Annotated in this window: 21 protein-coding genes; 10 read left to right on the forward strand and 11 right to left on the reverse strand. The window is 59.8% G+C overall.

The window, feature by feature from the left end:
* Positions 1-10: 10 nt before the first annotated feature.
* From BT116_RS06125 to BT116_RS06165, 9 genes are all read right to left on the reverse strand, one after another.
* Positions 11-1,021: an ABC transporter permease subunit gene (locus BT116_RS06125; RefSeq protein WP_072341159.1), complete on the reverse strand. Its 1,011-nt coding sequence runs from the start codon at positions 1,019-1,021 to the stop codon at positions 11-13.
* A gap of 74 nt (positions 1,022-1,095) precedes the next feature.
* Positions 1,096-2,691, reverse strand: coding sequence for an ABC transporter substrate-binding protein (locus tag BT116_RS06130; protein ID WP_072341162.1), 1,596 nt, complete (start codon positions 2,689-2,691; stop codon positions 1,096-1,098).
* A 75-nt stretch (positions 2,692-2,766) separates the two neighbouring features.
* A complete protein-coding gene (locus tag BT116_RS06135) occupies positions 2,767-4,140 on the reverse strand; it encodes an OprD family porin (protein WP_072341165.1) in 1,374 nt (457 codons plus the stop codon).
* 170 nt (positions 4,141-4,310) lie between these two features.
* The gene (locus BT116_RS06140; RefSeq protein WP_072341168.1) at positions 4,311-5,912 is read right to left on the reverse strand and encodes an ABC transporter substrate-binding protein; all 1,602 of its coding nucleotides are present in this window, start codon (positions 5,910-5,912) and stop codon (positions 4,311-4,313) included.
* A 379-nt stretch (positions 5,913-6,291) separates the two neighbouring features.
* On the reverse strand, positions 6,292-7,917 hold the full coding sequence (locus BT116_RS06145) for an ABC transporter substrate-binding protein (RefSeq protein WP_072341171.1): 1,626 nt from the start codon (positions 7,915-7,917) through the stop codon (positions 6,292-6,294).
* Positions 7,918-8,172: 255 nt separating this feature from the next.
* Complete coding sequence (locus tag BT116_RS06150; protein ID WP_072341173.1) at positions 8,173-9,774, reverse strand: ABC transporter substrate-binding protein; 1,602 nt, start codon at positions 9,772-9,774, stop codon at positions 8,173-8,175.
* A gap of 176 nt (positions 9,775-9,950) precedes the next feature.
* Positions 9,951-10,646 carry a PP2C family protein-serine/threonine phosphatase gene (locus BT116_RS06155; protein ID WP_072341177.1) on the reverse strand — a complete coding sequence of 232 codons (696 nt, stop codon included), beginning with the start codon at positions 10,644-10,646 and terminating at the stop codon, positions 9,951-9,953.
* Positions 10,643-11,347 (reverse strand): hypothetical protein, encoded by a 705-nt coding sequence (locus BT116_RS06160; protein ID WP_072341180.1) that lies wholly within the window; start codon positions 11,345-11,347, stop codon positions 10,643-10,645. The genes BT116_RS06155 and BT116_RS06160 overlap by 4 nt, the downstream gene beginning before the upstream one ends.
* Positions 11,344-12,126 (reverse strand): MarR family transcriptional regulator, encoded by a 783-nt coding sequence (locus tag BT116_RS06165; RefSeq protein ID WP_083569111.1) that lies wholly within the window; start codon positions 12,124-12,126, stop codon positions 11,344-11,346. The genes BT116_RS06160 and BT116_RS06165 overlap by 4 nt, the downstream gene beginning before the upstream one ends.
* A 482-nt stretch (positions 12,127-12,608) precedes the next feature.
* Here BT116_RS06165 and BT116_RS06170 point away from each other — a divergent pair, with 482 nt between their 5' ends.
* Positions 12,609-12,995 carry a DUF6124 family protein gene (locus BT116_RS06170; RefSeq protein WP_072341186.1) on the forward strand — a complete coding sequence of 129 codons (387 nt, stop codon included), beginning with the start codon at positions 12,609-12,611 and terminating at the stop codon, positions 12,993-12,995.
* 210 nt (positions 12,996-13,205) lie between these two features.
* Here BT116_RS06170 and BT116_RS06175 read toward each other — a convergent pair whose 3' ends face one another.
* Complete coding sequence (locus BT116_RS06175) at positions 13,206-13,922, reverse strand: SIMPL domain-containing protein (protein ID WP_072341189.1); 717 nt, start codon at positions 13,920-13,922, stop codon at positions 13,206-13,208.
* Between the two features lie 379 nt (positions 13,923-14,301).
* On the opposite strand from BT116_RS06175, the gene BT116_RS06180 reads away from it, so the two are divergent.
* The 4 genes from BT116_RS06180 (at position 14,302) to BT116_RS06195 (ending at position 18,922) form a co-directional block, all read left to right on the forward strand.
* Positions 14,302-15,564 carry an ATP-binding protein gene (locus tag BT116_RS06180; protein ID WP_072341191.1) on the forward strand — a complete coding sequence of 421 codons (1,263 nt, stop codon included), beginning with the start codon at positions 14,302-14,304 and terminating at the stop codon, positions 15,562-15,564.
* A complete protein-coding gene (locus BT116_RS06185; protein WP_003177957.1) occupies positions 15,557-16,117 on the forward strand; it encodes a response regulator transcription factor in 561 nt (186 codons plus the stop codon). Before BT116_RS06180 ends, BT116_RS06185 begins: the two co-directional genes overlap by 8 nt.
* A 96-nt stretch (positions 16,118-16,213) precedes the next feature.
* Positions 16,214-17,941: an ABC transporter ATP-binding protein/permease gene (locus BT116_RS06190; protein WP_072341195.1), complete on the forward strand. Its 1,728-nt coding sequence runs from the start codon at positions 16,214-16,216 to the stop codon at positions 17,939-17,941.
* A gap of 234 nt (positions 17,942-18,175) precedes the next feature.
* Positions 18,176-18,922, forward strand: a complete 747-nt coding sequence (locus BT116_RS06195) for a FadR/GntR family transcriptional regulator (RefSeq protein ID WP_003197797.1) — start codon at positions 18,176-18,178, stop codon at positions 18,920-18,922.
* Positions 18,923-19,126: 204 nt separating this feature from the next.
* Here the strand turns inward: BT116_RS06195 and BT116_RS06200 are convergent, their stop codons facing one another.
* Positions 19,127-19,486, reverse strand: coding sequence for a hypothetical protein (locus BT116_RS06200; RefSeq protein ID WP_072341198.1), 360 nt, complete (start codon positions 19,484-19,486; stop codon positions 19,127-19,129).
* A 373-nt stretch (positions 19,487-19,859) separates the two neighbouring features.
* On the opposite strand from BT116_RS06200, the gene kdgD reads away from it, so the two are divergent.
* From kdgD to BT116_RS06225, 5 genes are all read left to right on the forward strand, one after another.
* Entirely contained in the window at positions 19,860-20,771 is a 912-nt protein-coding gene (gene kdgD, locus BT116_RS06205; protein ID WP_072341201.1) for a 5-dehydro-4-deoxyglucarate dehydratase, read from the forward strand.
* A 193-nt stretch (positions 20,772-20,964) separates the two neighbouring features.
* The gene (locus BT116_RS06210) at positions 20,965-22,410 is read left to right on the forward strand and encodes an aldehyde dehydrogenase family protein (protein ID WP_003197801.1); all 1,446 of its coding nucleotides are present in this window, start codon (positions 20,965-20,967) and stop codon (positions 22,408-22,410) included.
* 85 nt (positions 22,411-22,495) lie between these two features.
* Positions 22,496-23,860 (forward strand): MFS transporter, encoded by a 1,365-nt coding sequence (locus tag BT116_RS06215; protein ID WP_072341209.1) that lies wholly within the window; start codon positions 22,496-22,498, stop codon positions 23,858-23,860.
* Between the two features lie 13 nt (positions 23,861-23,873).
* The gene (gene garD / locus BT116_RS06220) at positions 23,874-25,427 is read left to right on the forward strand and encodes a galactarate dehydratase (protein WP_072341212.1); all 1,554 of its coding nucleotides are present in this window, start codon (positions 23,874-23,876) and stop codon (positions 25,425-25,427) included.
* A gap of 261 nt (positions 25,428-25,688) precedes the next feature.
* Positions 25,689-26,630 carry an AEC family transporter gene (locus BT116_RS06225; RefSeq protein ID WP_072341215.1) on the forward strand — a complete coding sequence of 314 codons (942 nt, stop codon included), beginning with the start codon at positions 25,689-25,691 and terminating at the stop codon, positions 26,628-26,630.
* The last annotated feature ends 86 nt before the right edge of the window (positions 26,631-26,716 follow it).

Consider the following 26,716-nt stretch of genomic DNA (forward strand, 5'->3'; position numbering starts at 1 on the left):
GGTTTTGATCTCAGCGCTGGTGACGGATGCGTGGGTTGGCAAAGCCGTAGAGGATGTCCACGACGAAGTTGACCAGAATCACCAGGCAGGCGATTAACAGGATGCCGTTCTGCACCACGGGATAGTCCCGGGCGCCGATAGCTTCGATCAGCCACTTGCCGATGCCCGGCCAGGAGAAGATCGTTTCGGTCAGGACCGCACCGGCCAGCAGCGTGCCGACCTGCAGGCCGACCACGGTCAGCACCGGGATCAGCGCGTTGCGCAGGCCATGCACGAACACTACGCGCGATGGCGACAGGCCCTTGGCTTTGGCGGTGCGGATGTAGTCTTCACGCAGCACTTCGAGCATCGAGGAGCGGGTCATGCGGGCGATCACCGCCAGCGGAATGGTGCCCAGCACGATGGCCGGCAGGATCAGGTGGTGCAGGGCATCGAGGAACGCGCCTGGCTCGTCGGCCAACAGCGTGTCGATCAGCATGAAGCCGGTTTTCGGCTCGATGTCGTAGAGCAGGTCGATCCGCCCGGACACCGGCGTCCAGCCCAGGGACACCGAGAAGAACATGATCAGGATCAGGCCCCACCAGAAGATCGGCATCGAATACCCCGTGAGGGACACGCCCATCACCCCATGGTCGAACAGGGATCCTCGCTTGAGTGCCGCGATCACCCCGGCCAGCAGGCCCAGGATACCGGCGAACAACAGGGCGGCCATGGACAGTTCCAGGGTCGCGGGAAACAGGGAGCTGAACTCGGTCCATACGCTTTCACGGGTACGCAGCGATTCGCCGAGATCGCCCTGGGCCAGTTTGCCGATGTAGTCCAGGTACTGGGCATACAGCGGTTTATTGAGGCCAAGGCGTTCCATTGCCTGAGCATGCATTTCGGGATCGACCCGACGTTCGCCCATCATCACTTCCACGGGGTCGCCGGGGATCATGCGAATCAACGCGAAAGTCAGCAAGGTGATGCCGAAGAACGTGGGGATCAATAATCCCAGTCGGCGGGCAATAAAACTAAACATCTTCAGGTGTACCTCATCAGCCGGTTAGGCGTGCCCGGCGGCCCTTGGGTAAGGGATGCCGGGCGTTTTCTTATCTACTTCACCTGGGTGGTGGCGAAGTTATTGGTGGTGAGCGGGCTAATCACATAACCCTCTACGTTGTTGCGCATTGCCGTGAACATCCGGGTGTGGGCCATGCTGATCCACGGTTGGTCCTGGTTGAAAATCACCTGGGCCTGTTCATAGAGCTTCGCGCGCTCCTCGGGGTTCACAGTGGCGCGGGCCTGGTCGATCAGCGCCTGGAATTTCTCGTTGCACCAGCGCGCGTAGTTTTCGCCGTTCTTGGCGGCCTCGCAACTGAGCATAGGCGTCAGGAAGTTATCCGGGTCGCCGTTGTCTCCCGCCCATCCGGCGGACACCATGTCGTGCTCGCCGTTTTTCGCGCGCTTGAGCATTTCGCCCCATTCCATCACGCGGATGTCGACCTTGATCCCGACCTTGGCCAGGTCCGCCTGCATCATCTGCGCGCCGAGCATCGGGTTGGGGTTGGTCGGGCCGCCGCCGTTGCGGGTGAACAGGGTGAACACGGTACCTTCCGGCACGCCGGCTTCCTTGAGCAACTGGCGGGCTTTGTCCAGGTCGCGGGTCGGATTCTTCAGGTCGTGGTTGAAGCCCAGCAGGGTTGGCGGGTACGGGTTGACCGCCACGGTGGCGTTGCCCTTGCCGAACAGCGCGTTGACGTAGGCTTCCTTGTCGAAGGCCAGGTCGATGGCTTTGCGCACCCGCACGTCACTCATGTATTTGTGGCTGGTGTTCAGGGCGGTGTAGGAAACGGTCATCGCGTCCAGCTCGGTGACCTTAAGGTTCGGGTCTTTCTTGATGCTGGGGATGTCATCGGGTTTGGGGTACAGCGCGATCTGGCACTCGTTGGTCTTGAGTTTCTGCATGCGCACGTTGTTGTCGGTGGCGATGGCCAATACCAGCGCATCGGCCGGCGGCTTGCCACGGAAGTAGTCCGGGTTGGCCTTGAAGCGCACCTGGGCGTCCTTGTTGTAGCGCTGGAAGACGAACGGCCCGGTGCCGACTGGCTTGCTGTTGAGGTCGCCGGCCTTGCCTGCCTTGAGCAACTGGTCAGCGTATTCGGCCGGGTAGATCGAGGAGAAGGCCATGGCGATGTCGGCCAAAAATGGCGCTTCGCGGCGGGTCAGGCTGAACTTGACCGTGTGTTCGTCGACTTTCTCCACGCTTTTGAGCAGCTCCTTGAAGCCCATGCTCTCAAAGTAGGGGAAGCCCACGCTCGACAGTTTGTGCCACGGGTGATTTGGGTCCAGCTGGCGCTGGAAGCTCCAGACCACATCGTCGGCGTTCATGTCGCGGGTTGGCTTGAAGTATTCGGTGGTGTGGAACTTGACGCCCTTGCGCAGGTGGAAGGTGTACGTCAGGCCATCGTCACTGATGTCCCAGGATTCGGCCAGGGCCGGAATCACTTCGGTGGTGCCGGGCTTGAAATCGGCCAGGCGATTGAAAATGGTTTCCGCCACGGCGTCGGCGGTGACTGCAGTCGTGTACTGGACCATGTCGAAGCCTTCCGGGCTGGCTTCTGTGCAAACCACCAGGGGTTTGGCCGTGGCGCCAACGGCGACACTCAGCAGCGCGGCGGCGATGGCGGCGCGTAGGGGGATCATGTTCATCGTCAATCCTCTGCAATCGGGTAATTGGCAAAAGACCGGACGGGGGACCTTGTGAGTCGACCGCCCGGTGGCAGTTTAGAGAATGTTGAACGGAATGGTGGTGACCAGACGGAACTCGTTGATGCTGCCGTCGAGCTGGTTGCGGCTGGAGCGGTGCTCAGTGTAGGTGGCACGAATCGCCGTGGCCTTCAAAGGACCGCTCTGTACCGCGTAGGAAGCGCCCACGCCGGTTTCGTAGTGATTCTCATCGTCCAGGCCGCGAACGTCATAAGCGGTGCCCGTGTAATGGGTGCCGTCGATGCCCCAACCGCGAGCACGGTAAATGTTGAACTTCAGCCCCGGTACGCCGTATTCCGCCATGTTGATGCCGTAGGCGATCTGGAAGGATTTTTCGTTCGGGCCGTTGAAGTCAGACAGCAGGGAGTTGGCCAGGTAGATGCCGTTGGTCTCGTGCAGGTAGTCGAAGTATTCGTTACCGTTCACGGCCTGGTAGGAGAAGGTCAGGCTATGGGCCTGATGGGTCAGGCCCAGCGACAGGGAGAAGGTGTCGTTGTCGATCTCACCCATCTCTTTTTTGCCTTCGTCCACGGTCTTGTAATAGTTCAAGCCGGTGGTCAACGCTAACACTGAAGCGTCTCCCAGTTCGTGGGTGGCGCCGAAATAGTACTGGTTCCAGAAGTCTTCGACCTTAGAGGCGTACAGGCTGGTCTTCAGGCTCTCGAGCGGCTGATAGTTCAGGCCGACGACGCTGACCTTGTCGGTTTCGGCCTTGTTGTTGGTGTACTCGGAGCGGAATTTCGACAGGCTCTGTTCGGTACGCGGCGATACGCGATCAAACACGCCGGCATCGAACGACAGATTGCTGAACTCTTCGCTGTGCAGGCTCACACCTTCGAAGCTCGAGGGCAGTGCGCGGTTGCCGATGACATCGACAATTGGCGTGCTGAAGTTTTGGCGTCCGGCGGTCAGGGTGGTGTTGGATAAACGAGCCTTGATGTTGGCCAGGCCCAGTTTGCTCCACTGATCCACGGCATCACCGTTGTTCTCCGCCAGCGTACGGTTGCCGCCGTTGGCAATGTCTTTGCGGCTACGGTCCAGTACCACCGCGTTGTAAGCCGCGACTTCGGTGCTGAAACCTACGGTGCCCTGAGTGAACCCCGAGGTGTAGTTGACAATAGTGCCTTGCACCCAGTTGATGCGGCGATCGGTGGGGCGTGTCTCACCGTGCTTCTGATAGCTGAAGTTACCTCGCTTGAGGAGTTCATTGGCGTACCAGTTGCGCGTGGTGCCCCCCAGGCTTTGGCCATCGAGAAAACCCTTGGCTTCGGATTGGGCACTGGTGCTTGCCAGTTCGGTCGGTACGAAAGCCTGGCTTTGTTGCTCTGCATACGCCGTCGCGGTAACGCTGCTGATGGCCAAGGCCAGTATCGCGGTGCTGCTCAATTTCATCCGTAACGCTCCTTTCCTTGCTTTTTTTATGCCGGTCTTTTTGGGTGATCCGGCTATCGGTTTACAACTCATTCACAGCTTGCAAACGTTTGCTTGGCGCCTAATCGGCGAATTGCGGCAAGACGTCGGCATGGGGCTTCCAAAGGAAGCCCGCGCTGTGTGGCTAACGGTTATGGGTTCAGGCTGACGCCCGAAAAGACATTGCGACCGAAGGGGCTGACTTTGAACCCTTCGACTTTGGCACTCAGCGGCTGGTTGACCGTCGAGTGGGCAACAGGGGTGATCGGCACTTGCTGCTTGAGCAACTGTTGAGCCTGTTTGTAGAGCACGGTGCGCTGGTCGCGGTCGGTGACGACCTTGGCCTGCTTGATCAGCTTGTCGTAATCCTGGTCACACCACATGGAGTAGTTGTTGCCGCCAATGGCGTCGCAGCTGTACAGCGTGCCCAGCCAGTTGTCCGGGTCGCCGTTGTCGCCGGTCCAACCGATCAGGCTGACGTCGTGCTCGCCGTTCTTGGTGCGCTTGATGTACTCGCCCCATTCATAGCTGACGATCTTCACTTTCAGGCCGATCTTCGCCCAGTCAGCCTGGAGCATTTCGGCCATCAGCTTGGCGTTGGGGTTGTACGGGCGCTGCACGGGCATGGCCCAGAGGGTGATTTCGGTGCCTTCCTTGACCCCGGCGGCCTTGAGCAATTCCTTGGCTTTTTCCGGGTTGTAGGGAGCGTCCTTGATGGTGTCATCGTAGGACCATTGGGTCGGCGGCATAGCGTTCTGCGCCAGTTGCCCCGCGCCCTGGTACACGGCGTTGAGAATGCCTTGCTTGTTCACCGCCATGTCCAGCGCCCGACGCACGTCGACCTGGTCGAACGGCTTGTGGCGGGTGTTATAGGCGATGTAGCCGAGGTTGAAACCGGGCTTCTCGATCAACTGCAACTTGGGGTCGTTCTTCAAGGCCGGCACGTCGGCCGGACGCGGATGGAGGGTGACCTGGCATTCGTTGGCCTTGAGTTTCTGCACCCGTACCGAGGCGTCGGTGTTGATGGAAAAGATCAGGTTCTTCAGCTTGACCCGCTCCGGCGCCCAGTACTGCTGGTTGGCGACGTAGCGGATGTTGGAGTCTTTCTGGTAGCTCTTGAACTCGAACGGCCCGGTGCCGATCGGCTTCTGGTTAATGTCGCTCGGCTTGCCGCTCTTGAGCAACTGGTCGGCGTATTCGGCCGAGAGGATCGCGGCAAAACTCATGGCGATGTTCTGGATGAACGCGGCGTCCACGCTGTTGAGGGTCATGACCACGGTCAACGGCCCGGTCGCTTCCACCTTGGCGATGTTCTTGTTCAGGCTCATGCCGTTGAAGTACGGGAACTCGGTGGGGTAGGCCTTGCGGAACGGATGCTGCGGATCGAGCATGCGGTTGAAGGTGAACAGTACGTCGTCGGCGTTGAAATCCCGGGTCGGTGTGAAGTAGTCGGTGGTGTGAAACTTCACGCCTTCGCGCAGGTGAAAGGTGTACTTCAGGCCGTCTTCGGAAATGTCCCAGCGGGTCGCCAGGCCGGGGACGACATTGGTCGCGCCTTTTTCAAACTCGGCCAGGCGGTTGTACAGCGGCTCGGCGGCATCGTTGTCGGTGGCCGTGGTGTATTGCGCGGTGTCGAAACCAGCAGGGCTGCCTTCGGAACAGAACACCAGGCTGCCGCCAGCGGCCTGGGCTGCACAGGTCGCGGCCAGCAGGCCGGTGCCCAACAATGCGGATAAAACCAAGGTATGGCGCATGACGCTCCCTCTCTCGTTCGGGGTGTTTTAACAGTGAACCGGTGTCCTTCCGGGGACCCGGAGCACTGAGCTCATTCCATTGCGTCGCGATGCCGCAGGATCAGCAAGCCGTCCAGACCTCGACGGTAGGAGTCGTGGGCCAGGCGGTAAATGCGTAATGCCTGAAAGACTTGTGGGAAAAGGCGATACGTCCTAAACCAACTGCTGTGGTATGCAGTGCTTTTGGACGTAGGCGATTTCCTGAGTCTTGGCTTAAAGCAACGGCATGCCGTGGGAGCGAGTTCTGCTCGCGATGGCGTTGTGGATACATTGCCATCGCGCTTGCAAAAGGGGCTGCTACGCAACCCAGCGGGAGCAAGCTCCCTCGCCACGGGTCACCTTATTTGCTGACGCTGACGCCGTAGAAGGAGTTCAAGCCGAATGGGCTGATCTTGAAGTCCTGCACGTTGGCGCGCATGGGTTGATACACCGTCGAGTGAGCGATAGGTGTCATTGGCACTGCGTCCTTGAGAACGTGTTGTGCCTGTTTGTACAGTTCGGTGCGCTTGGCCTGGTCGGTGGTGCGCTTGGCTTCCTTGACCAGTCCATCGAACTTCTTGTCGCACCATTTGGAGAAGTTGTTGCCACTCAGCGAGTCGCAACCGAACAGCACGTTGAGCCAGTTGTCCGGGTCACCGTTGTCACCGCTCCAGCCGATGATCATTGCCTGGTTCTCGCCGCCCTTGGAACGCTTGATGTACTCGCCCCACTCGTAGCTGACGATGTTCACGTTCAGGCCGATTTTCTTCCAGTCGGACTGGAGCATTTCAGCCATCAGCTTGGCGTTCGGGTTGTACGGACGCTGGACCGGCATCGCCCACAGGGTGATGTTGGTGCCTTCCTTGACGCCGGCTTCCTTGAGCAGCTCCTTGGCTTTCTCAGGGTCGTACTTGGCGTCCTTGATGGTGGTGTCGTAGGACCATTGGGTCGGCGGCATGGCGTTGACTGCCAGTTGGCCAGCGCCCTGGTAGACGGAGTCGATGATCTGCGGCTTGTTGACCGCCATGTCCAGCGCCTGGCGGACCTTCAGGTTGGCCAGCACGTTCGGCTCGTTGCTGCCCTTGATCTTGTCCATCACGTTATAGGCGATGTAGCCCAGGTTGAAGCCAGCCTGGTCAGGCATCTTCAGTGCCTTGTCTTCCTTCAGCGCCTTGAGGTCGGCCGGGCGTGGGAAGAGGGTGATCTGACACTCGTTCTTCTTCAGCTTCTGCATGCGCACCGACGGGTCGGTGGTGATGGCGAAGATCAGGTTGTCGATCTTCACGTCGTCAGGCTTCCAGTAGTCCTTGTTCCCGGTGTAGCGGATGTTGGAGTCTTTCTGGTAGCTCTTGAACACGAACGGGCCAGTGCCGACCGGCTTCTGGTTGATGTCGGGGGCCTTGCCTTCCTTGAGCAACTGGGCGGCGTATTCGGCGGACTGGATCGAGGCGAAGCTCATGGCCATGTTCTGGATGAACGCGGCGTCGACATCCTTGAGGGTGAACTTGACGGTGTGGTCGTCGACTTTATCGATCTGGGTGATGTTGGTGTCCATCCCCATGTCGGTGAAGTACGGGAATTCGGTCGGGTACGCCTTACGGAACGGGTCGTCCTTATTGATCATGCGATTGAAGGTGAACAGCACGTCGTCGGCGTTGAATTCGCGGGTCGGCTTGAAGTACGGGGTGGTGTGAAACTTGACGCCTTCACGCAGGTGGAAGGTGTAGGTCAAGCCGTCGTCGGAAATATCCCACTTGGTCGCCAGGCCAGGAATCACAGCGGTGCCGCCGCGTTCGAACTGGGTCAGGCGGTTGAACATGGTCTCTGCGGAGGCGTCGAAGTCGGTTCCGGTGGTGTACTGACCCGGGTCAAAACCGGCCGGGCTCCCTTCGGAGCAGAACACCAGGTTAGTCGCGGCTTGGGCGAAAGGTGCGCTGGCTAATAAGCTCGCGCCGACTAAAAACGGAATGACCGCTTGTTTAAGCATGTTGGCCTCATGATTTGTTGTCATTTTTGGATTTGAGGGCGACCTCGTGAGTCGTCCTGCGGATACTTATGCAGGCCCCATACCCAATGCAAGATCCAGAGCGGTCACAAGTCCGATTCAGTGGCACGAACGTACCTTAATGTCGCATCTGTGTAACTTCTGACGCAGTTGACCGTTTGCGGGTATTTTTTTGGCGCCAAAATCGCCCTTTGTCGGTGCGTCGCGCAGTCGCGGCGCACCGGTTTGGCTCGGGTGTTACTTCGTCAAACCCACGCCGTAGAAGGGTGTCAGGCCGAATGGGCTGAGTTTGAAATCCACCACTTTCCTGTTTACTGGCTGGAAGACCGTGGAGTTAGCGATGGGCGTGATCGGCACCTGTTGCTTGAGGATTTTCTGCGCTTGCCGGTATAAATCGATCCGTTGCTGGCGGTCGGTGGACACCTTGGCCTGCTGGATCAAGCGGTCGTAGGCCGGGTCGCACCACTTGGCGTAGTTGCTGCCCTTGACCGCCGCGCAGCTGTACAGCACCCCCAGCCAGTTGTCCGGGTCGCCGTTGTCGCCGGTCCAGCCGTAAATCATTGCGTCATGTTCGCCATTTTTTGCGCGCTTGATGTATTCGCCCCATTCATAGCTGACGATGTTGGCTTTGATGCCGATCTTGGCCCAGTCCTGCTGGATCATCTGTGCCGACATTCGCGCATTGGGGTTGGAGGCGCGCTGCACCGTCATCGCCCATAAATCGATGGTTGTACCGGGCGCAACTCCGGCTTCCTTGAGTAGCGCCTTGGCCTTGGTCACGTCATGGGGCGCGTCCTTGATATTGGGATCGAACGACCATTGGGCCGGTGGCAAGGCGTTTTGCGCCAGTTGCCCGGCACTTTGGTAAACGGCCTTGATGATCGCCGGCTTGTCGATGGCCATGTCCAACGCCTGGCGGACCTTGAGCTGGTCCAGAGGCGGATGCGTGACGTTGTAGGCCAGGAAACCCAGGTTGAACCCCGGTTGCTTGAGCACCTGCAGGTTCGGGTCCTGCTCGATCACTTCGATGTCGGCCGGGCGCGGGTAACCGCTGACCTGGCATTCGCCGCGCTTGAGCTTTTGCAGGCGCACGGCGGCGTCCGGGGTGATGGAAAAGATCAGGTTGTCGAGTTTCACGTCCTCGGGTTTCCAGTACGCCGTGTTGCCGGCGTAGCGGATCTGCGAGTCCTTCTGGTAGCGCTTGAACACGAACGGCCCGGTGCCGATGGGTTTCTGGTTGAGGTCGCCGGCCTTGCCTTCCGTCAACAACTGCGCCGCGTATTCGGCGGACTGAACGGAGGCAAAACTCATCGCCAGGTTCTGCACGAAGGCGGCGTCGACGTTGTTCAGGTTGAAGCGTACGGTGTGCTCGTCGATTTTCTCGACGCTTTTGATCGTGGTGTTCAGGCCCATGTCGGTGAAGTACGGCGACTCGGTGGGGTAGGCCTGGCGGAACGGGTGCTGTGGGTCGAGCAGGCGCTGGAAGGTGAACAGCACGTCGTCGGCGTTGAATTCGCGGCTGGGGGTGAAGTAGTCGGTGGTGTGGAATTTCACGCCTTCGCGCAGGTGGAAGGTGTAGGCCAGGCCATCGGCGGATACGTCCCAGCGGGTGGCCAAGCCGGGTTCGACCTCGGTGCCGCCGCGCTTGAATTGGGTGAGGCGGTTGAAGACGGTTTCGGCCGAGGCGTCGAAGTCAGTGCCGCTGGTGTATTGGCTGGGGTCGAACCCGGCGGGGCTGGCTTCGGAGCAGTAGACCAGGGTGGTGGCGGCTTGGGCCATTGGGGCGCTGCTGATCAGGGCGAGGGCGAGCAAGAGGGGCTTGAAGGTGGTTCTGTCCATGAAATCCCTTGGGGGTGGTGACGGTTTTCAAGAGAGTAGCGTTGTGGATGGGGGTGTTGGAAATATCGAAAAGTGAGGGGGACCGTTGGGTTTGGGTATAGCGCTTTTGGACGAGGCGGTCTGGTTCTCCCGGTTGTACTTCGATCAAACTGTGGGAGCTTGCTCGCGAAGGCAGCCTAAATGAGATGATTGTTAGGCCCGGACTGCACGACTATCCAGGAGACGTCATCATCGACATTGAGGGGCTCAAGCATCTCGACTTCCAGTAACTTGGCCTGTGTCGCATCACTCAAGTCAGCCCAAAAGCCATCGGTTGCAAAAAACAGTTGTTCACCTTCAATCGTCGTCCTTGTGACTATCTCGGGATCGGGTTTATTCCGTGCTTTGAAACACCGGCTTATCCGATGCCGGCCTGGGTCTGCTGCCAGTTGTCGGTGGTCACGATCGCGCTTCCAGTTGGCAAGACAATGTGGTGCCGTGAACCAGGTGATCGGGCTGTTAGAAAAAGCCACACCAGCGCAGCAGTCGCCTTCGTAAGCGACGGTGAGAAGTCCTGCCGCGGCTACACCGACCAGATAGCTTGCCGACCCTGTGAAGGCTGTCGAGAAGAGCAGGTCGTGTGCGTCTTTCAACACCTCCTTGAGTAATGCGGCCGTTTCTTCATGACTGTTATCTGAACAACCCTCCGCTATTTTCTCGCAATACAGTGTGAGTATTTGGTCAGCCAACGCCTGTGCAAGCTGGCCGCTACCTGGCCTTGATGTGCCATCTACGACGACAAACAGCCCTCGTTTTCCATCGAACCTGGCACCAACACCGTCTCGGTTCTCATCTCTTGCCCGTCCTTTGACAGACCTGGCTGAGTAAATCATTTGATGTCGCCCAGTTGTTTCAGACGCTGATAAATCAGTTTGTCTCGGCCTGGGTTGGCGCTGACGGAATGGAAGCTTTGTATTACATAGTCCAGTGAATTGAGTGCCAGCAGTCCGGTGATGCCCGCCGCAATATACGTTCGTAGTGCCTGATCTGCCTGGCTAACCTCCTTTAGCAAACTCTCTCGGCCGTCTACAACAAGAACGATATCCTCGACATCTTTATGGAAGGCATCGCCGTTGCCGCGACCTTTGAATGCTTCGAGTTTTGTCGCGACAAAGTAGGCGGGTTTGAACATTTTGATCGCAATCCCGCAGGGCAGGGTGAGCGTGTCTGCGTTCGCGAGGCCATCCACAAACCAGCGGTTTTCATAGCCGAGCACTTCTTTCACGGATGGCATCACGTCGACAATCACATCGTTGAATTTGAATCGGCACGTTACGTCGCTGTACTCGGCGGTAATCTTGAAACCCTTATCGGCCAAGCGCTCTGTCAGTCTTTGCCAGTCAGCGATACCACCTAGCTCAATCACCAGGTCGACGTCGTCAGTGCTGCGGATATCGTCCAGCACAATGTCGTCGGTGCACAGAAGCCAGGTGGTAGAGCCGCCAACGAAGGCGACCTCCTTTAACAGCTCGTCACCCAATCCCTGTGCGACGGCACTCAACATCTCGTAATTGTGATCTGAAGCGATGCTCAAAGGCCCATACCTTTTTTAAGCAGTTGGATGGCGACGCTGGTTTCGCGAGGGCCGCCCAACCGTATCGAGTCCACCAAGGCTAGGTAGTGATAGAGGGTTCGATCCTTCTTCACGGCCTCAGGTACTGTTTTGTAAATCGGTTCTACGGTCTGGCCGCGCTCGGTGCCGTGCGGGTCGGGCCAGACATGGATGTTTCCACCGGCGCTTTTAAGGTGTTTGGAAAGCACCGGCGATGCAAACCCGGTCGGAATTCCTCGTGCCAGGGCGCCAGGCTTGACGGGGAAAAAGTACTTCAGCGCGTGCTCGGTGATCTTTAAAAGCGCGAGGCGATTCACTTTGGGCAATGAGGTTTCATAGTCGTTTGTTACCAGTCCGGCTTCCCGGCACCGGGCGATCGAGTTCGATATTTCGCTTTTGCTCAAGCCCAAGGACTCAGCCAGGGCTCGGAGGGTGTAGCGGTCTTCCCATTTGTCAGAGGCCTTTTTCGGGGAGGTATCATCGTCGGCGTCCCAGCCTTCCCACTGGAACGAGTCTGCGTCGATGATGCGTTTTATGGCGACCTCTAAGTTGTCCCAGGATTTTTCAGGAGGCGGGGAGGTGATCAGTTTGGGTTCAGGGCTGTAGTCGTCCGGCAGCAAGTCAATCTGGGATAGGCCGCCCCATGCCACTGTTTGGCTGCCGGTCGGAGAGACTTCTTCCTGCGCGTGAAGGCTGGCCATTTTGTACATGAGTAAAATATCTTGACTTTTCACTGCGCATAAATCTCTGTCTGTCCACATTCCATAAAACGTGGACAAGTGTTGCTCTCTGTTTTTTGTGATGTCAAATCTTATTTTTCGAGTCCGTTCTGAAGAAACTCCTGCGGAGGTCAAAACATGCGCCGTCGGACACCAAACCCGTGGCGAGGGAGCTTGCTCCCGCTGGGGCGCGAAGCGGCCCTAAAAGCAGCGACTCCATTCATCTGACACAACGCGGCGCCGGGGTTGGGTCTGCTGCGCAGCCCAGCGGGAGCAAGCTCCCTCGCCACGGGGTTTGTGGTGGGGCGGAAGGCTGCATAAATCATTCAGGTTTGTCGGAAGGATCCGCTCTTCAGAACGAAAGATCCGACAAGCTTTTAAGGTTGTCCCTCGGAAGTGGGCTCTCTAACCTTTTGCCTGTCGCTGCGAAACAGCGACCGGGAGTGGAGACCCGAAATTAACAGGTCGTAAGCCTCACGACCGTAACGGCAAGTGATGGCTCCAATTTCATCAGGAGCATTCGCATGAACGAAGGAAAGACTGAACCGAATTTCAACAGAACAAATCCATTGGCGGGTTTCGACGCCATCGAAGACCTCCTAAAAGACCGCGCCGCCGCCGAGCGTGCCCTCGATCATTACCTGAATCCAAAAAAACCAGAGCCAAGCACCGATCCACGCATCGACAGCCTGTTCTCCGTCACCGCCAAGGCCGACACCGATACGCTGCTCACCAGCACTTCGGAAACCCTGGCCTCGATAAAAGCCATGGCCGAGGACCTGGCGTTCGAAGTGGAGGGCACGCGCCGGAGCGTGGCGTTGGGGATTCATCAGTTGGTGGAGTTGTGCCAGTTGCTGGTGGACAAGGCGTTGGATCAGGTCGAGGCGCCGGTCAGTTCGGCTGAGGTGTAGCGGGGGGGCTGCCCGCCTGACGAAGGTCGGGCACCGTCCTGTGGCGAGGGGATTTATCCCCGCTGGGTTGCGCAGCAACCCCAAAAGCAGCGACTCAATAAACCTGACGCACCGAGGTGTCAGGTTTGGGTCTGCTTCGCAGCCCAGCGGGGATAAATCCCCTCGCCACAAGGATGTTTCACTGGGCTGGATGTCTCTGTCAGCTCATTATTACTGCAACAACACCTCAACCACCCCATCCGCCGTCATCGTCACCTTGCTGGTGCCCGCTTCCACGTCAGGCGTCACGGATTCCGCATCCATGGACGCGCCTTTCATCATCATTTGCGGGCGCATGAAGGGTTGTGGATAACCGTTGGTGTTGAGGTTCAGGTTGACGATTTTGTAACCCTTGCCGCCCAGGGCCTCGGTGGCCAGTTGGGCGCGGGCCTTGAAGGCGTTGACCGCGTCCTTGAGCAGAGTGTCTTCGCTGCCCTGGCGGGTGGCGGTGGAGATGGCGAAGTCCATGCCGGCCATTTTCATATCGGTGAGCAACTCGCCGGTGAGCTTGGACAGCGCCGCGAAGTCGGCGCTTTCCAGGCGCAGTTCGGCGCGTTCACGCCAGCCGGTGATTTTCTGGCCCTTGTTGTCGTAGATCGGGTAGCTGTTGCGGCTGCCTTGGCGCAGGGTAATGCCCTTGACCTCTTTGGCCTGGCCGATGGCTTTGTTCAGCGTGGTGCTGACGGTCGCGGCGAGTTTGGCCGGGTCGGTGTTTTGCTCTTCGGTGTAGAGGGTGACGATCATCAGGTCGCGCGCCACTTCCTGGCTGACTTCGGCGCGCAGGGAAATCTGGTTGTAGTGCAGCTCATCGGCGGCCAGGGCCGGCAGGCTGGCGAGGGTGCCGAGGCTGAGGGCAAGCAGGGCTGCGTGGCGACTGAACGTGTGCATGAAAGCTCCTTGGGATGATGCGCAGGGGTGATGTCCGGGCCTGCGTGAAGGGTAAGACTCTAGCTTTTATGGGTGGGTTCGCACAGTTACAACTTCTATACAGATTGCCCTAATCAGATAAACACTGAAGTGTTTTTGTGGTGAGGGGATTTATCCCCGTTGGGCTGCGAAGCGGCCCTGAACACGGACGCCGAGGTTTGTCAGAGGGACCGCGTCAGTAGGATGACGACTGCTTCGCAGCCGAACGGGGATAAATCCCCTCGCCACAATGGGCTGTGTGCTATCTGGATCTGTGGCGCTTTGCCGCATATCTGCCGCTGCAAGCCGCGCCTTGGTTATACTCCGTGCGATTCGCCTGGAGCGCTCATCAGGAGAGCTCATGCTCGCCCCTTTGCAAATGACATCCGCCTCTCGCCAGAACCTCTGGCGCCTGACATTCATCCGCATTCTGGTCCTGGCGGCCCAGGCCGGCTCGGTGGGGCTCGCCTATTGGTTCGACCTGCTGCCGCTGCCCTGGCTGCAACTGGCGATCACCCTGGTCTGTTCCAGTGTGCTCTGCGCACTGACGGCCGTCCGCCTGCGCACTTCGTGGCCGGTGACCGAGCTTGAATACGCCGTGCAACTGGCCTGTGACCTGTTTATCCACAGCGCGCTGCTGTATTTCTCCGGCGGTTCCACCAACCCCTTCGTCTCTTATTACCTGGTGCCGCTGACCATCGCCGCGGTGACGTTGCCGTGGCGCTATTCGCTGATTCTTTCCGGTATCGCCCTGGCGCTGTATACCTTGTTGCTGGCGCGGTTCTACCCGCTGGAAACCTTTCCCATCGCCCGGGAAAACCTGCAGATCTACGGCATGTGGCTGAGTTTCGCCCTGGCCGCGGCAGTCATTACGTTTTTTGCGGCGCGCATGGCCGAGGAGCTGCGCCGCCAGGAAGAACTGCGGGCCATTCGCCGTGAAGAGGGCCTGCGGGACGAGCAATTGCTGGCCGTGGCGACCCAGGCCGCCGGTGCCGCCCATGAATTGGGCACGCCGCTGGCGACCATGAGCGTGCTGCTCAAGGAGATGCGCCAGGATCATCATGATCCAGCATTGCAGGACGATCTCAGCGTGTTGCAGGATCAGGTCAAGCTCTGCAAGGAAACCCTGCAATACCTGGTACGCGCCGCCGAGGCCAACCGCCGGCTGGATATCGACATGCAGGCGGTCACCTTCTGGCTCGACGACGCCCTGAACCGCTGGCACCTGATGCGCCCGGAGGCCAGTTATCGCTTCCAATGCCTGGGCAAGGGCGTAGTACCGCGCATGGCGCCGCCGCCGGACCTGACCCAGGCGCTGCTGAACCTGCTGAACAACGCCGCCGACGCTTGCCCCGAAGGGCTAGAAGTGGCGTTGGATTGGAATGCCTATGAGCTGACCATCAGTATTCGCGACCACGGCGCCGGTGTGCCGCTGGCGATTGCCGAGCAGATCGGCAAGCCGTTCTATACCACCAAGGGCAAAGGTTTCGGCCTGGGCCTGTTTTTGAGCAAAGCCAGCGTGACACGCGCCGGCGGCTCGGTGAAACTCTACCCCCATGAGGAAGGCGGCACGCTCACCGAGCTGCGCCTGCCCCATGCCGACCGAGGAGACGAATATGAGTGACGAGATCCAAGTCGACGGCGAAGAACTGCCGCACCTGTTGCTGGTGGATGACGACGCCACGTTCACCCGCGTGATGGCCCGGGCCATGTCCCGTCGCGGTTTTCGCGTCAGCACCGCAGGTTCTGCCGAAGAAGGCCTGACCATCGCCCAGGCCGACCTGCCGGACTACGCCGCCCTGGACTTGAAAATGGACGGCGATTCGGGCTTGGTGCTGCTGCCCAAGCTGCTGGAGCTGGACCCGGAGATGCGCGTGGTGATCCTCACCGGTTATTCGAGCATCGCCACCGCGGTCGAGGCCATCAAGCGCGGTGCCTGCAATTACCTGTGCAAACCGGCGGACGCCGATGATGTACTGGCGGCGCTGTTGTCCGAGCACGCCGACCTCGACACCCTGGTGCCGGAAAACCCCATGTCGGTGGATCGCCTGCAGTGGGAACACATCCAGCGGGTGCTGACCGAGCACGAAGGCAATATCTCCGCGACGGCCCGAGCCCTGGGCATGCACCGGCGGACCTTGCAGCGCAAATTGCAAAAGCGTCCCGTGCGTCGCTGAACCTGCGCTGAACAGGTGTTGTCCACCCTCGCGACACATCGGGCCGTTGCTCTATGATCGGCCCGAGTCTGTTCTTTTCTTTATAGAGCTTTAACCATGAATCAGAACGCTGAATATTCCGCGGTCAATGACGCGGTGCGCGGCCAGTTTTTCCGCCGTGTCTGGCAAATGACCACGCCGTACTGGCGCAGTGAGGAGAAGGGCAAGGCCTGGACGCTGTTGATCGCCGTCATCGCACTCTCGCTGTTCAGCGTGGCGATCTCGGTGTGGATCAACAGTTGGTACAAGGATTTCTACAACGCCCTGCAAGAGAAAGACAGCGCGGCGTTCTGGCAGTTGATCCTGTACTTCTGTGGTATCGCGGCGGTGGCGATCCTGGGCGCCGTTTATCGCTTGTACCTCACGCAAATGCTTACTATCCGCTGGCGGGCCTGGCTCACCGAGCAGCATTTCGCCCGTTGGCTCAGTGACAAGAACTATTACCGGCTGGAGCAGGGCGGCTACACCGATAACCCGGACCAGCGGATTTCCGAAGACCTCAACAGTTTCACCACCAACACCCTGAACCTGGGCTTGGGATTGCTGCGCACCGTGGTCAGCCTGGTGTCGTTCTCGATCATTTTGTGGGGCGTGTCGGGCAGCATCGAGGTGCTCGGCTACACCATCCCGGGTTACATGTTCTGGTGCGCGCTGGTGTATGCGGCGGTGGGCAGCTGGCTGACGCACCTGATCGGCCGACGCCTGATCGGTCTGAACAACAACCAGCAACGCTTCGAAGCCGACCTGCGTTTTTCCATGGTGCGGGTGCGTGAAAACGCCGAGAGCATTGCGTTGTACAACGGCGAACCCAACGAGAACCGTCGCCTGAGCGGGCGTTTCGGCCTGGTCTGGCACAACTTCTGGGACATCATGCGGGTGTCCAAGCGCTTGACGTTCTTCACCTCCGGCTACGGCCAGATCGCGATCATCTTCCCGTTCATCGTCGCCGCGCCGCGCTACTTCGCCGGCAAGATCCAGCTGGGCGAGCTCATGCAGATCAACTCGGCGTTCGGCAATGTGCAGGAGAACTTCAGCTGGTTCATCAGCGCCTACGCCGACCTCGCCGCGTGGCGCGCCACCTGTGATCGTCTGCTGAGTTTCCGCCAGGCCATGAGCGACAACGAAGACCGCGTGCCGGCCATTGACGTACAGAACCAGGGCGATGGGTTGAAGGTTCAGCACTTGGGGTTGGACTTGGCCGATGGTCGCCATCTGCTCGATAACGCCGACATGACCGTGGAACCGGGCGAGCGAGTGATGCTCAGTGGCCGTTCGGGCAGTGGTAAATCGACCCTGCTGCGGGCGATGGGGCATTTGTGGCCGGCGGGGCACGGGACGATCCGGCTTCCGGCCGCGCGTTACCTGTTCCTGCCGCAGAAGCCTTATCTACCGATTGGCAGCCTGCGTGAGGTATTGAGTTATCCACAGGCCGGCGATATCTATCCCAACGAACGTTATGCCCAGGTGCTGGAAACCTGCCGTCTGCCGCACCTGATTGCGCGGCTGGATGAAAGCAACCACTGGCAGCGCATGCTCTCGCCCGGCGAGCAACAACGCCTGGCCTTTGCCCGTGCATTGCTTTATGCACCGCAATGGTTGTACATGGACGAAGCCACGTCGGCGATGGATGAAGAGGACGAAGCCACGCTGTACCAGGCGCTGATCGACCAGTTGCCGGGCCTGAGCATTGTCAGCGTTGGCCACCGAAGCAGTTTGAAACGTTTCCATCCGCGACATGTGCGTATCGAAAATGGCCAACTGGTGGAGCGCACTGTGACCGCTTGATGACCATCGCCGAACATTGTTGTGGCGAGGGGATTTATCCCCGCTGGGCTGCGTAGCAGCCCCTTGATTGGTCTGGATTGGGGCCTGTGATTTGATGGGGCGCTTTGCGCCCAACGGGATAAATCCCCTCGCCACAACGGTCATCCTCAACGAGGGCTGTCCGGTGGGACGGTGATCGTACAACCACGTTGCGCTATGATGTTGCCATTCAGCCGTTTACCGAGACACAGCCCCATGGAAAACCCGATCGAAGTACCACGCTTTCCCCGCAAGCGCCGCAGCCTGGCGCAGGAGCTGGTGACGGTGTTGACCGAGCAGATTCGCGACGGCCTGCTCAAGCGTGGCGATAAATTGCCCACCGAGTCGGCGATCATGGAAGCCCATGGCGTCAGCCGAACCGTGGTGCGCGAGGCGATTTCCCGCTTGCAGGCGGCCGGCCAGGTGGAAACCCGCCATGGCATCGGCACTTTCGTGCTGGACACGCCGAGCCCGAGCGGTTTTCGCATCGACCCGGCCACCGTGGTCACCTTGCGTGACGTGCTGGCGATCCTGGAGTTGCGCATCAGCCTGGAAGTGGAATCCGCCGGGTTGGCGGCGCAGCGACGCAGCGACGAGCAATTGGCCGCCATGCGCGCCGCCCTCGACGCCTTGAACGAAAGCGCCGCCCACGCCAGCGACGCGGTGGCCTCGGACTTCGCCTTCCACCTGGAAATCGCTCTGTCCACCGGCAACCGCTACTTCACCGACATCATGACCCACCTGGGCACCAGCATCATTCCGCGTACCCGGGTGAACTCGGCGCGCCTGGCCCACGATGACCAGCAGCGCTACATGAACCGCCTGAGCCGTGAGCACGAGGAGATCTACGACGCCATCGCCCGCCAGGACTCCGAGGCGGCGCGCGCGGCCATGCGTTTGCACCTGACCAACAGCCGTGAAAGGCTGCGCCAGGCCCATGAAGAGGCGCAGGCGCAGGGCTGAAATGTGCTCGGATACGTTGGACACATGCTGTGGCGAGGGGATTTATCCCCGCTGGGCTGCGAAGCAGTCCCAAGACTGATACCTCGGTGTATCAGGTTGATCGGATCGTCACTTCTGGGGTCGCTGCGCAACCCAACGGGGATAAATCCCCTCGCCACAGGGAAATGGTGTGCGCCTGTCTGACCAAATAACAGGCACGCCGTCCTACGCGCTGATCCGCAACATTTGCGGCTCGGATATATCGCTGTCCCTACCGCTCTCGTAACTCACCTCGTAACGAAGCTCAACCAATTGGCCGACGTAAGCTGTCAAGTCGGCATTGGTTAGCGTCACTGTCACACCCTTGCGTGGCGTACCTTCCTCGCCTTCGGTCAGAGATCTAAATGCGCCTACCGAAGTTGGATGTGTCGAGCCGACGCCCAGAGTCAGTTGGGCGTTCGAATACGGGTCGAAGGCTGCATCCGGAATTTTCACGGTTAACGTCTTTGTCTTTGACAAGCTGATCGTGACTTCCCCGGTGGCTGGAAAATCCTTGAGCGTTGGTTTCGCATACGTCTTCGCCATGATGTCACTCCTTGTGAGACGGCCCTGATCGTCGCGTACGGGCGACTCACTTTAAAGGTTTCGGAAAAGGACCACGGCCGGGCGTCGCACGGCCACACTGCCGTTATGCCTTCGTCCCGTAACGTCGCCTACTGACAGAGTTGACAGTCGCGATGAACGGTCCGGGGGCACTCGCTCGCAAGTTTCATTGGCTGGCCAATTCCGCCAGATGGCCCCGTTTACAAAGGCTTCGCGACCACCCCTCGATGCCTTCAGATGCACAAAAGACGAAATGCAGTTGACGTGTGTATTTTAAGTTGTACGATGACCTACAACTTCTGGCCGAAGCTTAACCTTTTCATACACATCATTTGCGTCCCAGGGTGTTCGAATAATGAATCCACAAGAACTGAAGTCCATCCTCTCGTCTGGCCTGCTGTCGTTCCCGGTCACCGATTTCACTGCCCAAGGCGATTTCAATCGCAACAACTACATCAAGCGTCTCGAGTGGCTGGCCCCGTACGGCGCCTCTGCACTGTTCGCAGCGGGCGGCACCGGTGAATTCTTCTCCCTGGCCGCCAGCGAGTACTCGCAAGTTATCAAGACCGCCGTCGACACTTGCGCGACCAGCGTGCCAATCCTGGCCGGTGTGGGCGGTGCCACCCGCCAGGCCATCGAATACGCTCAAGAAGCCGAGCGCCTGGGTGCCAAGGGCCTGTTGCTGCTGCCGCACTACCTGACCGAAGCCAGCCAGGACGGCGTCGCCGCCCACGTTGAAGCCGTGTGCAAATCGGTGAAGATCGGCGTGGTGGTGTACAACCGCAACGTCTGCCGCCTGAACGCCACTCAGCTGGAGCAACTGGCCGAGCGCTGCCCGAACCTGATCGGCTACAAGGATGGCCTGGGCGATATCGAACTGATGGTGTCGATCCGTCGTCGCCTCGGCGATCGCTTCAGCTACCTGGGCGGCCTGCCGACCGCTGAAGTCTATGCCGCGGCCTACAAGGCCCTGGGCGTGCCGGTCTACTCCTCGGCGGTGTTCAACTTCATTCCGAAAACCGCGATGGACTTCTACCACGCCATTGCCCGCGACGATCACGAGACCGTCGGCAAAATCATCGACGACTTCTTCCTGCCTTACCTGGACATCCGCAACCGCAAGGCCGGTTACGCGGTGAGCATCGTCAAGGCCGGCGCGAAAATCGTCGGCTACGACGCAGGTCCTGTGCGCACGCCGCTGACCGATCTGCTGCCAGAAGAATACGAAGCCCTGGCCGCGCTGATCGACAAGCAAGGCAAGCAATAACAGACCCGAGAAGGCCGCTGAGTAATCAGCGGCTTTTGCGTAAGGCTTGATCGCTCCCACGCTCTGCGTGGGAGCGCAGCCAGGGACGCTCTGCGTCCCTTAAGCCGAACGCGGAGCGTCCGTTGAGGTGTTCCCGCGCAGCGCGAGGGAATGATCTTGGGACTAGACAGGCTTTTTGTTAGGAGGAGCATCCGTGGCAGATTCAAAGCGTTTCGATAACTACATCAACGGTCAGTGGGTGGCCGGTGCTGACTACTGCACCAACATCAACCCGTCTGATCTGTCCGATGTCATCGGTGAATACGCCAAGGCTGACGCAGCGCAAGTCAATGCCGCCATCGAAGCCGCCCGCGCCGCGTTTCCGGCCTGGTCGACCTCAGGCATCCAGGCCCGTCACGATGCGCTGGACAAAGTCGGCAGCGAGATCCTCGCCCGCCGTGAAGAACTCGGCCAATTGCTGGCCCGGGAAGAGGGCAAGACCCTGCCCGAAGCCATCGGCGAAGTGACCCGCGCCGGTAACATTTTCAAATTTTTCGCCGGTGAATGCCTGCGTCTGTCCGGCGATTACGTGCCGTCGGTGCGTCCGGGCGTCAACGTCGAAGTCACCCGCGAAGCCCTGGGTGTGGTCGGCCTGATCACCCCATGGAACTTCCCAATCGCCATCCCTGCCTGGAAAATCGCCCCGGCCCTGGCCTACGGCAACTGCGTGGTGATCAAGCCCGCCGAGCTGGTACCGGGTTGTGCCTGGGCCCTGGCGGAAATCATTTCCCGCGCCGGTTTCCCGGCCGGTGCGTTCAACCTGGTGATGGGCAGCGGCCGTGTGGTCGGTGAAGTCCTGGTCAACAGCCCGAAAGTCGACGGCATCAGCTTCACCGGCTCGGTCGGTGTAGGCCGGCAGATCGCGGTCAACTGCGTGTCGCGACAAGCCAAAGTCCAGTTGGAAATGGGCGGCAAGAACCCGCAGATCATCCTCGACGACGCCGACCTCAAGCAGGCCGTCGAACTGGCCGTGCAGAGTGCGTTCTACTCCACTGGCCAGCGTTGCACGGCCTCGAGTCGCCTGATCGTCACCGCTGGCATTCACGACAAGTTCGTCGAGGCCATGGCCGAGCGCATGCAGTCGATCAAGGTCGGCCATGCGTTGAAGGCTGGCACCGATATCGGCCCGGTGGTTTCCGAAGCCCAGCTCAGCCAGGACTTGAAGTACATCGACATCGGCCAGAGCGAAGGTGCGCGGCTGGTGAGCGGTGGTGGCTTGGTGACGTGCGATACCGAAGGTTATTTCCTGGCGCCGACCCTGTTCGCCGACAGCGAAGCCTCGATGCGCATCAGCCGCGAAGAGATCTTCGGCCCGGTGGCCAACGTCGTGCGCGTGGCTGACTATGAGGCAGCGCTGGCGATGGCCAATGACACCGAGTTCGGTCTGTCGGCCGGTATCGCCACCACCTCGCTGAAGTATGCCAACCACTTCAAGCGCCATTCCCAGGCGGGCATGGTGATGGTCAACCTGCCGACCGCCGGCGTGGATTACCACGTGCCGTTCGGTGGGCGCAAAGGTTCGTCCTATGGTTCGCGTGAGCAAGGTCGCTACGCGCAAGAGTTCTACACCGTGGTTAAAACTTCTTACATCGGATCGTAAGTGCGACACCGCCAGGGCGGGTGATCCCGTCCTGGCGTCACAATCTGCTGACCCGCATAAAAATAAATAGTGGGAGTACCTCTACATGCAAGCGACCAAGCCGACACACGTCCGCTATTTGATCCTGCTCATGCTGTTTTTGGTGACGACGATCAACTATGCCGACCGTGCCACCATCGCGATCGCAGGCTCCAGCCTGCAAAAAGACCTCGGCATCGATGCCGTTACCCTCGGTTATATCTTCTCCGCTTTCGGTTGGGCCTATGTGGCCGGGCAGATCCCTGGCGGCTGGCTGCTCGACCGTTTCGGGTCGAAAAAAATCTATGCCTTGAGCATTTTCACCTGGTCGCTGTTCACCGTGCTGCAAGGCTATGTCGGTGAATTCGGCATGTCCACGGCCGTGGTTGCGCTGTTCATGTTGCGCTTCCTGGTGGGGTTGGCCGAAGCGCCATCCTTCCCGGGCAACGCACGGATCGTCGCCGCTTGGTTCCCCACCGCAGAACGCGGCACCGCCTCGGCGATTTTCAACTCGGCGCAGTATTTCGCCACCGTGTTGTTCGCACCGCTGATGGGCTGGATCGTCTACCGTTTCGGCTGGCAGCACGTGTTCATCGTGATGGGCGTGATTGGCATCGTGTTCTCGCTGATCTGGCTGAAAGTGATCTACAGCCCGCGCCAGCACCCGATGATCAACGAAGCCGAGTTCAATCACATCGCCGCCAACGGCGCGATGGTCGACATGGACCAGGACAAGGGCAAGGAAAAGAAAGCCGACGGTCCGAAGTGGGATTACATCCGTCAACTGCTGACCAACCGCATGATGCTCGGCGTGTACCTGGGCCAATACTGCATCAACGGCATCACTTACTTCTTCCTGACCTGGTTCCCGGTGTACCTGGTGCAGGAACGCGGCATGACCATCCTCAAGGCCGGTTTCATCGCGTCCTTGCCGGCGATCTGCGGTTTCATCGGCGGTGTGCTCGGCGGGGTGATTTCCGATTACCTGCTGCGCAAGGGCCATTCGCTGACCTTCGCCCGCAAGGCGCCGATCATCGCGGGCCTGCTGGTGTCCAGCAGCATCGTGGCCTGCAACTACGTGGACATCGAATGGATGGTGGTGGGCTTCATGGCCCTGGCCTTCTTCGGTAAAGGCGTGGGCGCACTGGGCTGGGCCGTGGTGTCCGATACCTCGCCGAAACAGATTGCCGGCCTGAGCGGTGGCTTGTTCAACACCTTCGGCAACCTGGCGTCGATCACCACCCCGATTGTCATCGGCTACATCATCAGCGCCACCGGTTCGTTCAAATGGGCACTGGTGTTCGTCGGTTGCAACGCGCTGGTGGCAGTGTTCAGCTACCTGGTCATCGTTGGGCCGATCAAGCGTGTGGTACTCAAGGAACCAACGGCCAAGGATGCCGGCATCTCCAGCCTGTCTGAAGCGAAATCCTGAAGGAGCGGCGTCAATGCAACTGATTGAACATGCCGATTCGCCGCGTTACATCCGCTTGCATGAGCGGGACAACGTAGTGATCGTCGTCAATGACCAAGGCGTACCGGCCGGGACCGAGTTCCCGGACGGCCTGGTTACCGTGGACTTTGTCCCCCAGAGCCACAAGGTCACCCTGGCAGATATTCCCCAGGGGGGCGAGGTGATTCGCTACGGCCAGGTCATTGGCTACGCGTTGCAACCGATTCCCCGTGGCAGTTGGGTCAAGGAAGACCAGTTGCGCATGCCCACCGCGCCGCCGCTGGACAGCTTGCCGCTGTCCACCGATGTGCCGGTGGCCGATGCGCCGCTGGAGGGTTACACCTTCGAGGGCTACCGCAACGCCGACGGCACCGTCGGCACGCGCAACATCTTGGGCATCACCACCACGGTGCAGTGCGTGACCGGGGTGCTGGACCACGCGGTCAAGCGCATCAAGGACGAATTGCTGCCCAAGTACCCGAATGTCGATGACGTGGTGGCGCTGACCCACAGCTACGGTTGCGGCGTGGCGATCACCGCCACCGATGCGTACATCCCGATCCGCACCGTGCGCAACCTGGCGCGCAATCCGAACCTGGGTGGCGAAGCATTGGTGATCAGCCTGGGCTGCGAGAAATTGCAGGCCGGGCAGGTGATGCACGAAAACGACAGCTCGGTGGACCTCAGCGAGCCGTGGTTGTATCGCTTGCAGGATTCCAGCCACGGCTTCACCGAAATGATCGAGCAGATCATGGAACTGGCTGAAACCCGCCTGAAGAAACTCGACCAGCGCCGCCGCGAAACCGTGCCGGCCTCGGAGTTGATCCTGGGCATGCAGTGCGGCGGCAGCGATGCGTTCTCCGGCATCACCGCCAACCCGGCGCTGGGCTACGCTTCGGACCTGCTGCTGCGGGCGGGGGCGACGGTGATGTTTTCCGAAGTCACCGAAGTGCGCGATGCGATCTACCTGCTGACCTCCCGGGCGCAAACCCAGGAAGTCGCCCAGGAGCTGGTGCGCGAAATGGACTGGTACGACCGTTACCTGGCCAAGGGGGAAGCCGATCGCAGTGCCAACACCACGCCGGGCAACAAGAAGGGCGGCTTGTCGAACATCGTCGAAAAATCCCTGGGCTCGATCGTCAAGTCCGGCAGCAGCGCGATCAACGGCGTGCTCGGCCCGGGCGAACGCTTCAAGCAAAAGGGCCTGATCTTCTGCGCCACACCGGCCAGCGATTTTGTCTGCGGCACGTTGCAACTGGCGGCGGGGATGAACCTGCACGTGTTCACTACCGGCCGAGGCACGCCGTACGGCTTGGCGATGGCCCCGGTGGTGAAAGTCTCGACCCGCACCGAACTGGCCCAGCGCTGGCCGGACCTGATCGACATCGACGCCGGTCGCATCGCCACTGGACGCGCGACCATCGAGGAGCTGGGCTGGGAGCTGTTCCACTACTACCTGGACGTGGCCAGCGGCAAGAAACAGACCTGGGCCGAGCGGCATAAGTTGCACAACGACATCACGTTGTTCAACCCGGCGCCGATTACCTGATGATTTCGTGATCATTGGAGACCCAGTGTGGGAGCGAGCTTGCTCGCGATGGCGGTGTTTCAGCTTGCACAGATATCGAATGTGCCGCCGCTATCGCGAGCAAGCTCGCTCCCACAGGGGGGCTGCGGTGAATGTGGATTCTGTGTTTACCAAAGAACCAATGTGGGAGCGAGCTTGCTCGCGATAGCGCTTCACCAGACGCCAACGTCGTTAGTGGCTTATCATTAGCCACCTAACGACACCCTTCTCAAGGTCCCCGGCATGCTGGCAATTTTCCTCGAAACCCTGAACATCACCGCGCCGGTGTTTGCCATGCTGTTTCTGGGGGTGTTGCTCAAGCGCATCTATTGGATCAACGACAACTTCATCCACATCGCCTCGTCCCTGGTGTTCAACGTCACCATGCCGGCGCTGTTGTTCCTCGGCATCCTCCATGCCGACCTGCATGCGGCGTTGCAGCCCGACCTGCTGATCTATTTTTCTGTCGCTACCCTGGCAAGTTTCGCCATGGCCTGGGGCTGGGCGATCTGGCGCTGCCCGCGCGAAGATCGCGGCATCTATGCCCAGGGTGCGTTTCGCGGCAACAACGGGGTCATCGGCCTGGCGCTGGCGGCGAGCATGTATGGCGACTACGGGATTTCCCTGGGGGCGATTCTCGCGGCGCTGGTGATCCTGTTCTACAACACCTTGTCGACCATCGTGCTGGCGGTCTACAGCCCGGTGATCAAGTCCGATCCGTGGAGCATCTGCAAAAGCGTGATCAGCAACCCGCTGATCATCAGCGTGATCGTCGCCGCGCCATTCGCTTATTGGCACATCGGCCTGCCCAACTGGTTCGAAACCTCGGCCAAGTACCTGTCGCAAATGACCTTGCCCCTGGCGTTGATCTGCATCGGCGGCACGCTGTCGCTGGCGGCGTTGCGCAAAAGCGGCAAGATGGCCCTGAGTTCGAGCCTGGTGAAGATGGTCGGCCTGCCGCTGCTGACCACCCTCGGGGCCTGGCTCTGGGGCTTTCGTGGGGCGGAGCTGGGGATCCTGTTCCTGTACTTCGGCAGCCCCACCGCCGCCGCCAGTTACGTCATGGCCCGCGCGGCCGATGGCAATCATGAACTGGCGGCGGCGATCATCGTCATCACCACGCTGATGGCGGCGATTACCACCAACCTGGGGATTTTTGTGTTGCAGTGGGGTGGGTGGATCTAGGCTTGGATTTGTGCTGCTCTCTCGATCCATTCGCGAGCAGGCCCGCTCCCACAGGAGGTTCGTGGCGTACACAAATTTTGTGTTCA

This window comes from Pseudomonas sp. NFACC16-2 (genome assembly GCF_900119205.1).
Classification (GTDB): Bacteria; Pseudomonadota; Gammaproteobacteria; order Pseudomonadales; family Pseudomonadaceae; genus Aquipseudomonas; species Aquipseudomonas fluorescens_Q.

What these genes read in the sequence shown, in the direction of transcription:
- BT116_RS06125 (WP_072341159.1), bottom strand. Translation starts at nt 1,021, where the DNA reads ATGTTTAGTTTTATTGCCCGCCGACTGGGATTATTGATCCCCACGTTC.
- BT116_RS06130 (WP_072341162.1), bottom strand. Translation starts at nt 2,691, where the DNA reads ATGAACATGATCCCCCTACGCGCCGCCATCGCCGCCGCGCTGCTGAGT.
- BT116_RS06135 (WP_072341165.1), bottom strand. Translation starts at nt 4,140, where the DNA reads ATGAAATTGAGCAGCACCGCGATACTGGCCTTGGCCATCAGCAGCGTT.
- BT116_RS06140 (WP_072341168.1), bottom strand. Translation starts at nt 5,912, where the DNA reads ATGCGCCATACCTTGGTTTTATCCGCATTGTTGGGCACCGGCCTGCTG.
- BT116_RS06145 (WP_072341171.1), bottom strand. Translation starts at nt 7,917, where the DNA reads ATGCTTAAACAAGCGGTCATTCCGTTTTTAGTCGGCGCGAGCTTATTA.
- BT116_RS06150 (WP_072341173.1), bottom strand. Translation starts at nt 9,774, where the DNA reads ATGGACAGAACCACCTTCAAGCCCCTCTTGCTCGCCCTCGCCCTGATC.
- BT116_RS06155 (WP_072341177.1), bottom strand. Translation starts at nt 10,646, where the DNA reads ATGATTTACTCAGCCAGGTCTGTCAAAGGACGGGCAAGAGATGAGAAC.
- BT116_RS06165 (WP_083569111.1), bottom strand. Translation starts at nt 12,126, where the DNA reads ATGTGGACAGACAGAGATTTATGCGCAGTGAAAAGTCAAGATATTTTA.
- BT116_RS06170 (WP_072341186.1), top strand. Translation starts at nt 12,609, where the DNA reads ATGAACGAAGGAAAGACTGAACCGAATTTCAACAGAACAAATCCATTG.
- BT116_RS06175 (WP_072341189.1), bottom strand. Translation starts at nt 13,922, where the DNA reads ATGCACACGTTCAGTCGCCACGCAGCCCTGCTTGCCCTCAGCCTCGGC.
- BT116_RS06180 (WP_072341191.1), top strand. Translation starts at nt 14,302, where the DNA reads ATGCTCGCCCCTTTGCAAATGACATCCGCCTCTCGCCAGAACCTCTGG.
- BT116_RS06185 (WP_003177957.1), top strand. Translation starts at nt 15,557, where the DNA reads ATGAGTGACGAGATCCAAGTCGACGGCGAAGAACTGCCGCACCTGTTG.
- BT116_RS06190 (WP_072341195.1), top strand. Translation starts at nt 16,214, where the DNA reads ATGAATCAGAACGCTGAATATTCCGCGGTCAATGACGCGGTGCGCGGC.
- BT116_RS06195 (WP_003197797.1), top strand. Translation starts at nt 18,176, where the DNA reads ATGGAAAACCCGATCGAAGTACCACGCTTTCCCCGCAAGCGCCGCAGC.
- BT116_RS06200 (WP_072341198.1), bottom strand. Translation starts at nt 19,486, where the DNA reads ATGGCGAAGACGTATGCGAAACCAACGCTCAAGGATTTTCCAGCCACC.
- kdgD (WP_072341201.1), top strand. Translation starts at nt 19,860, where the DNA reads ATGAATCCACAAGAACTGAAGTCCATCCTCTCGTCTGGCCTGCTGTCG.
- BT116_RS06215 (WP_072341209.1), top strand. Translation starts at nt 22,496, where the DNA reads ATGCAAGCGACCAAGCCGACACACGTCCGCTATTTGATCCTGCTCATG.
- garD (WP_072341212.1), top strand. Translation starts at nt 23,874, where the DNA reads ATGCAACTGATTGAACATGCCGATTCGCCGCGTTACATCCGCTTGCAT.
- BT116_RS06225 (WP_072341215.1), top strand. Translation starts at nt 25,689, where the DNA reads ATGCTGGCAATTTTCCTCGAAACCCTGAACATCACCGCGCCGGTGTTT.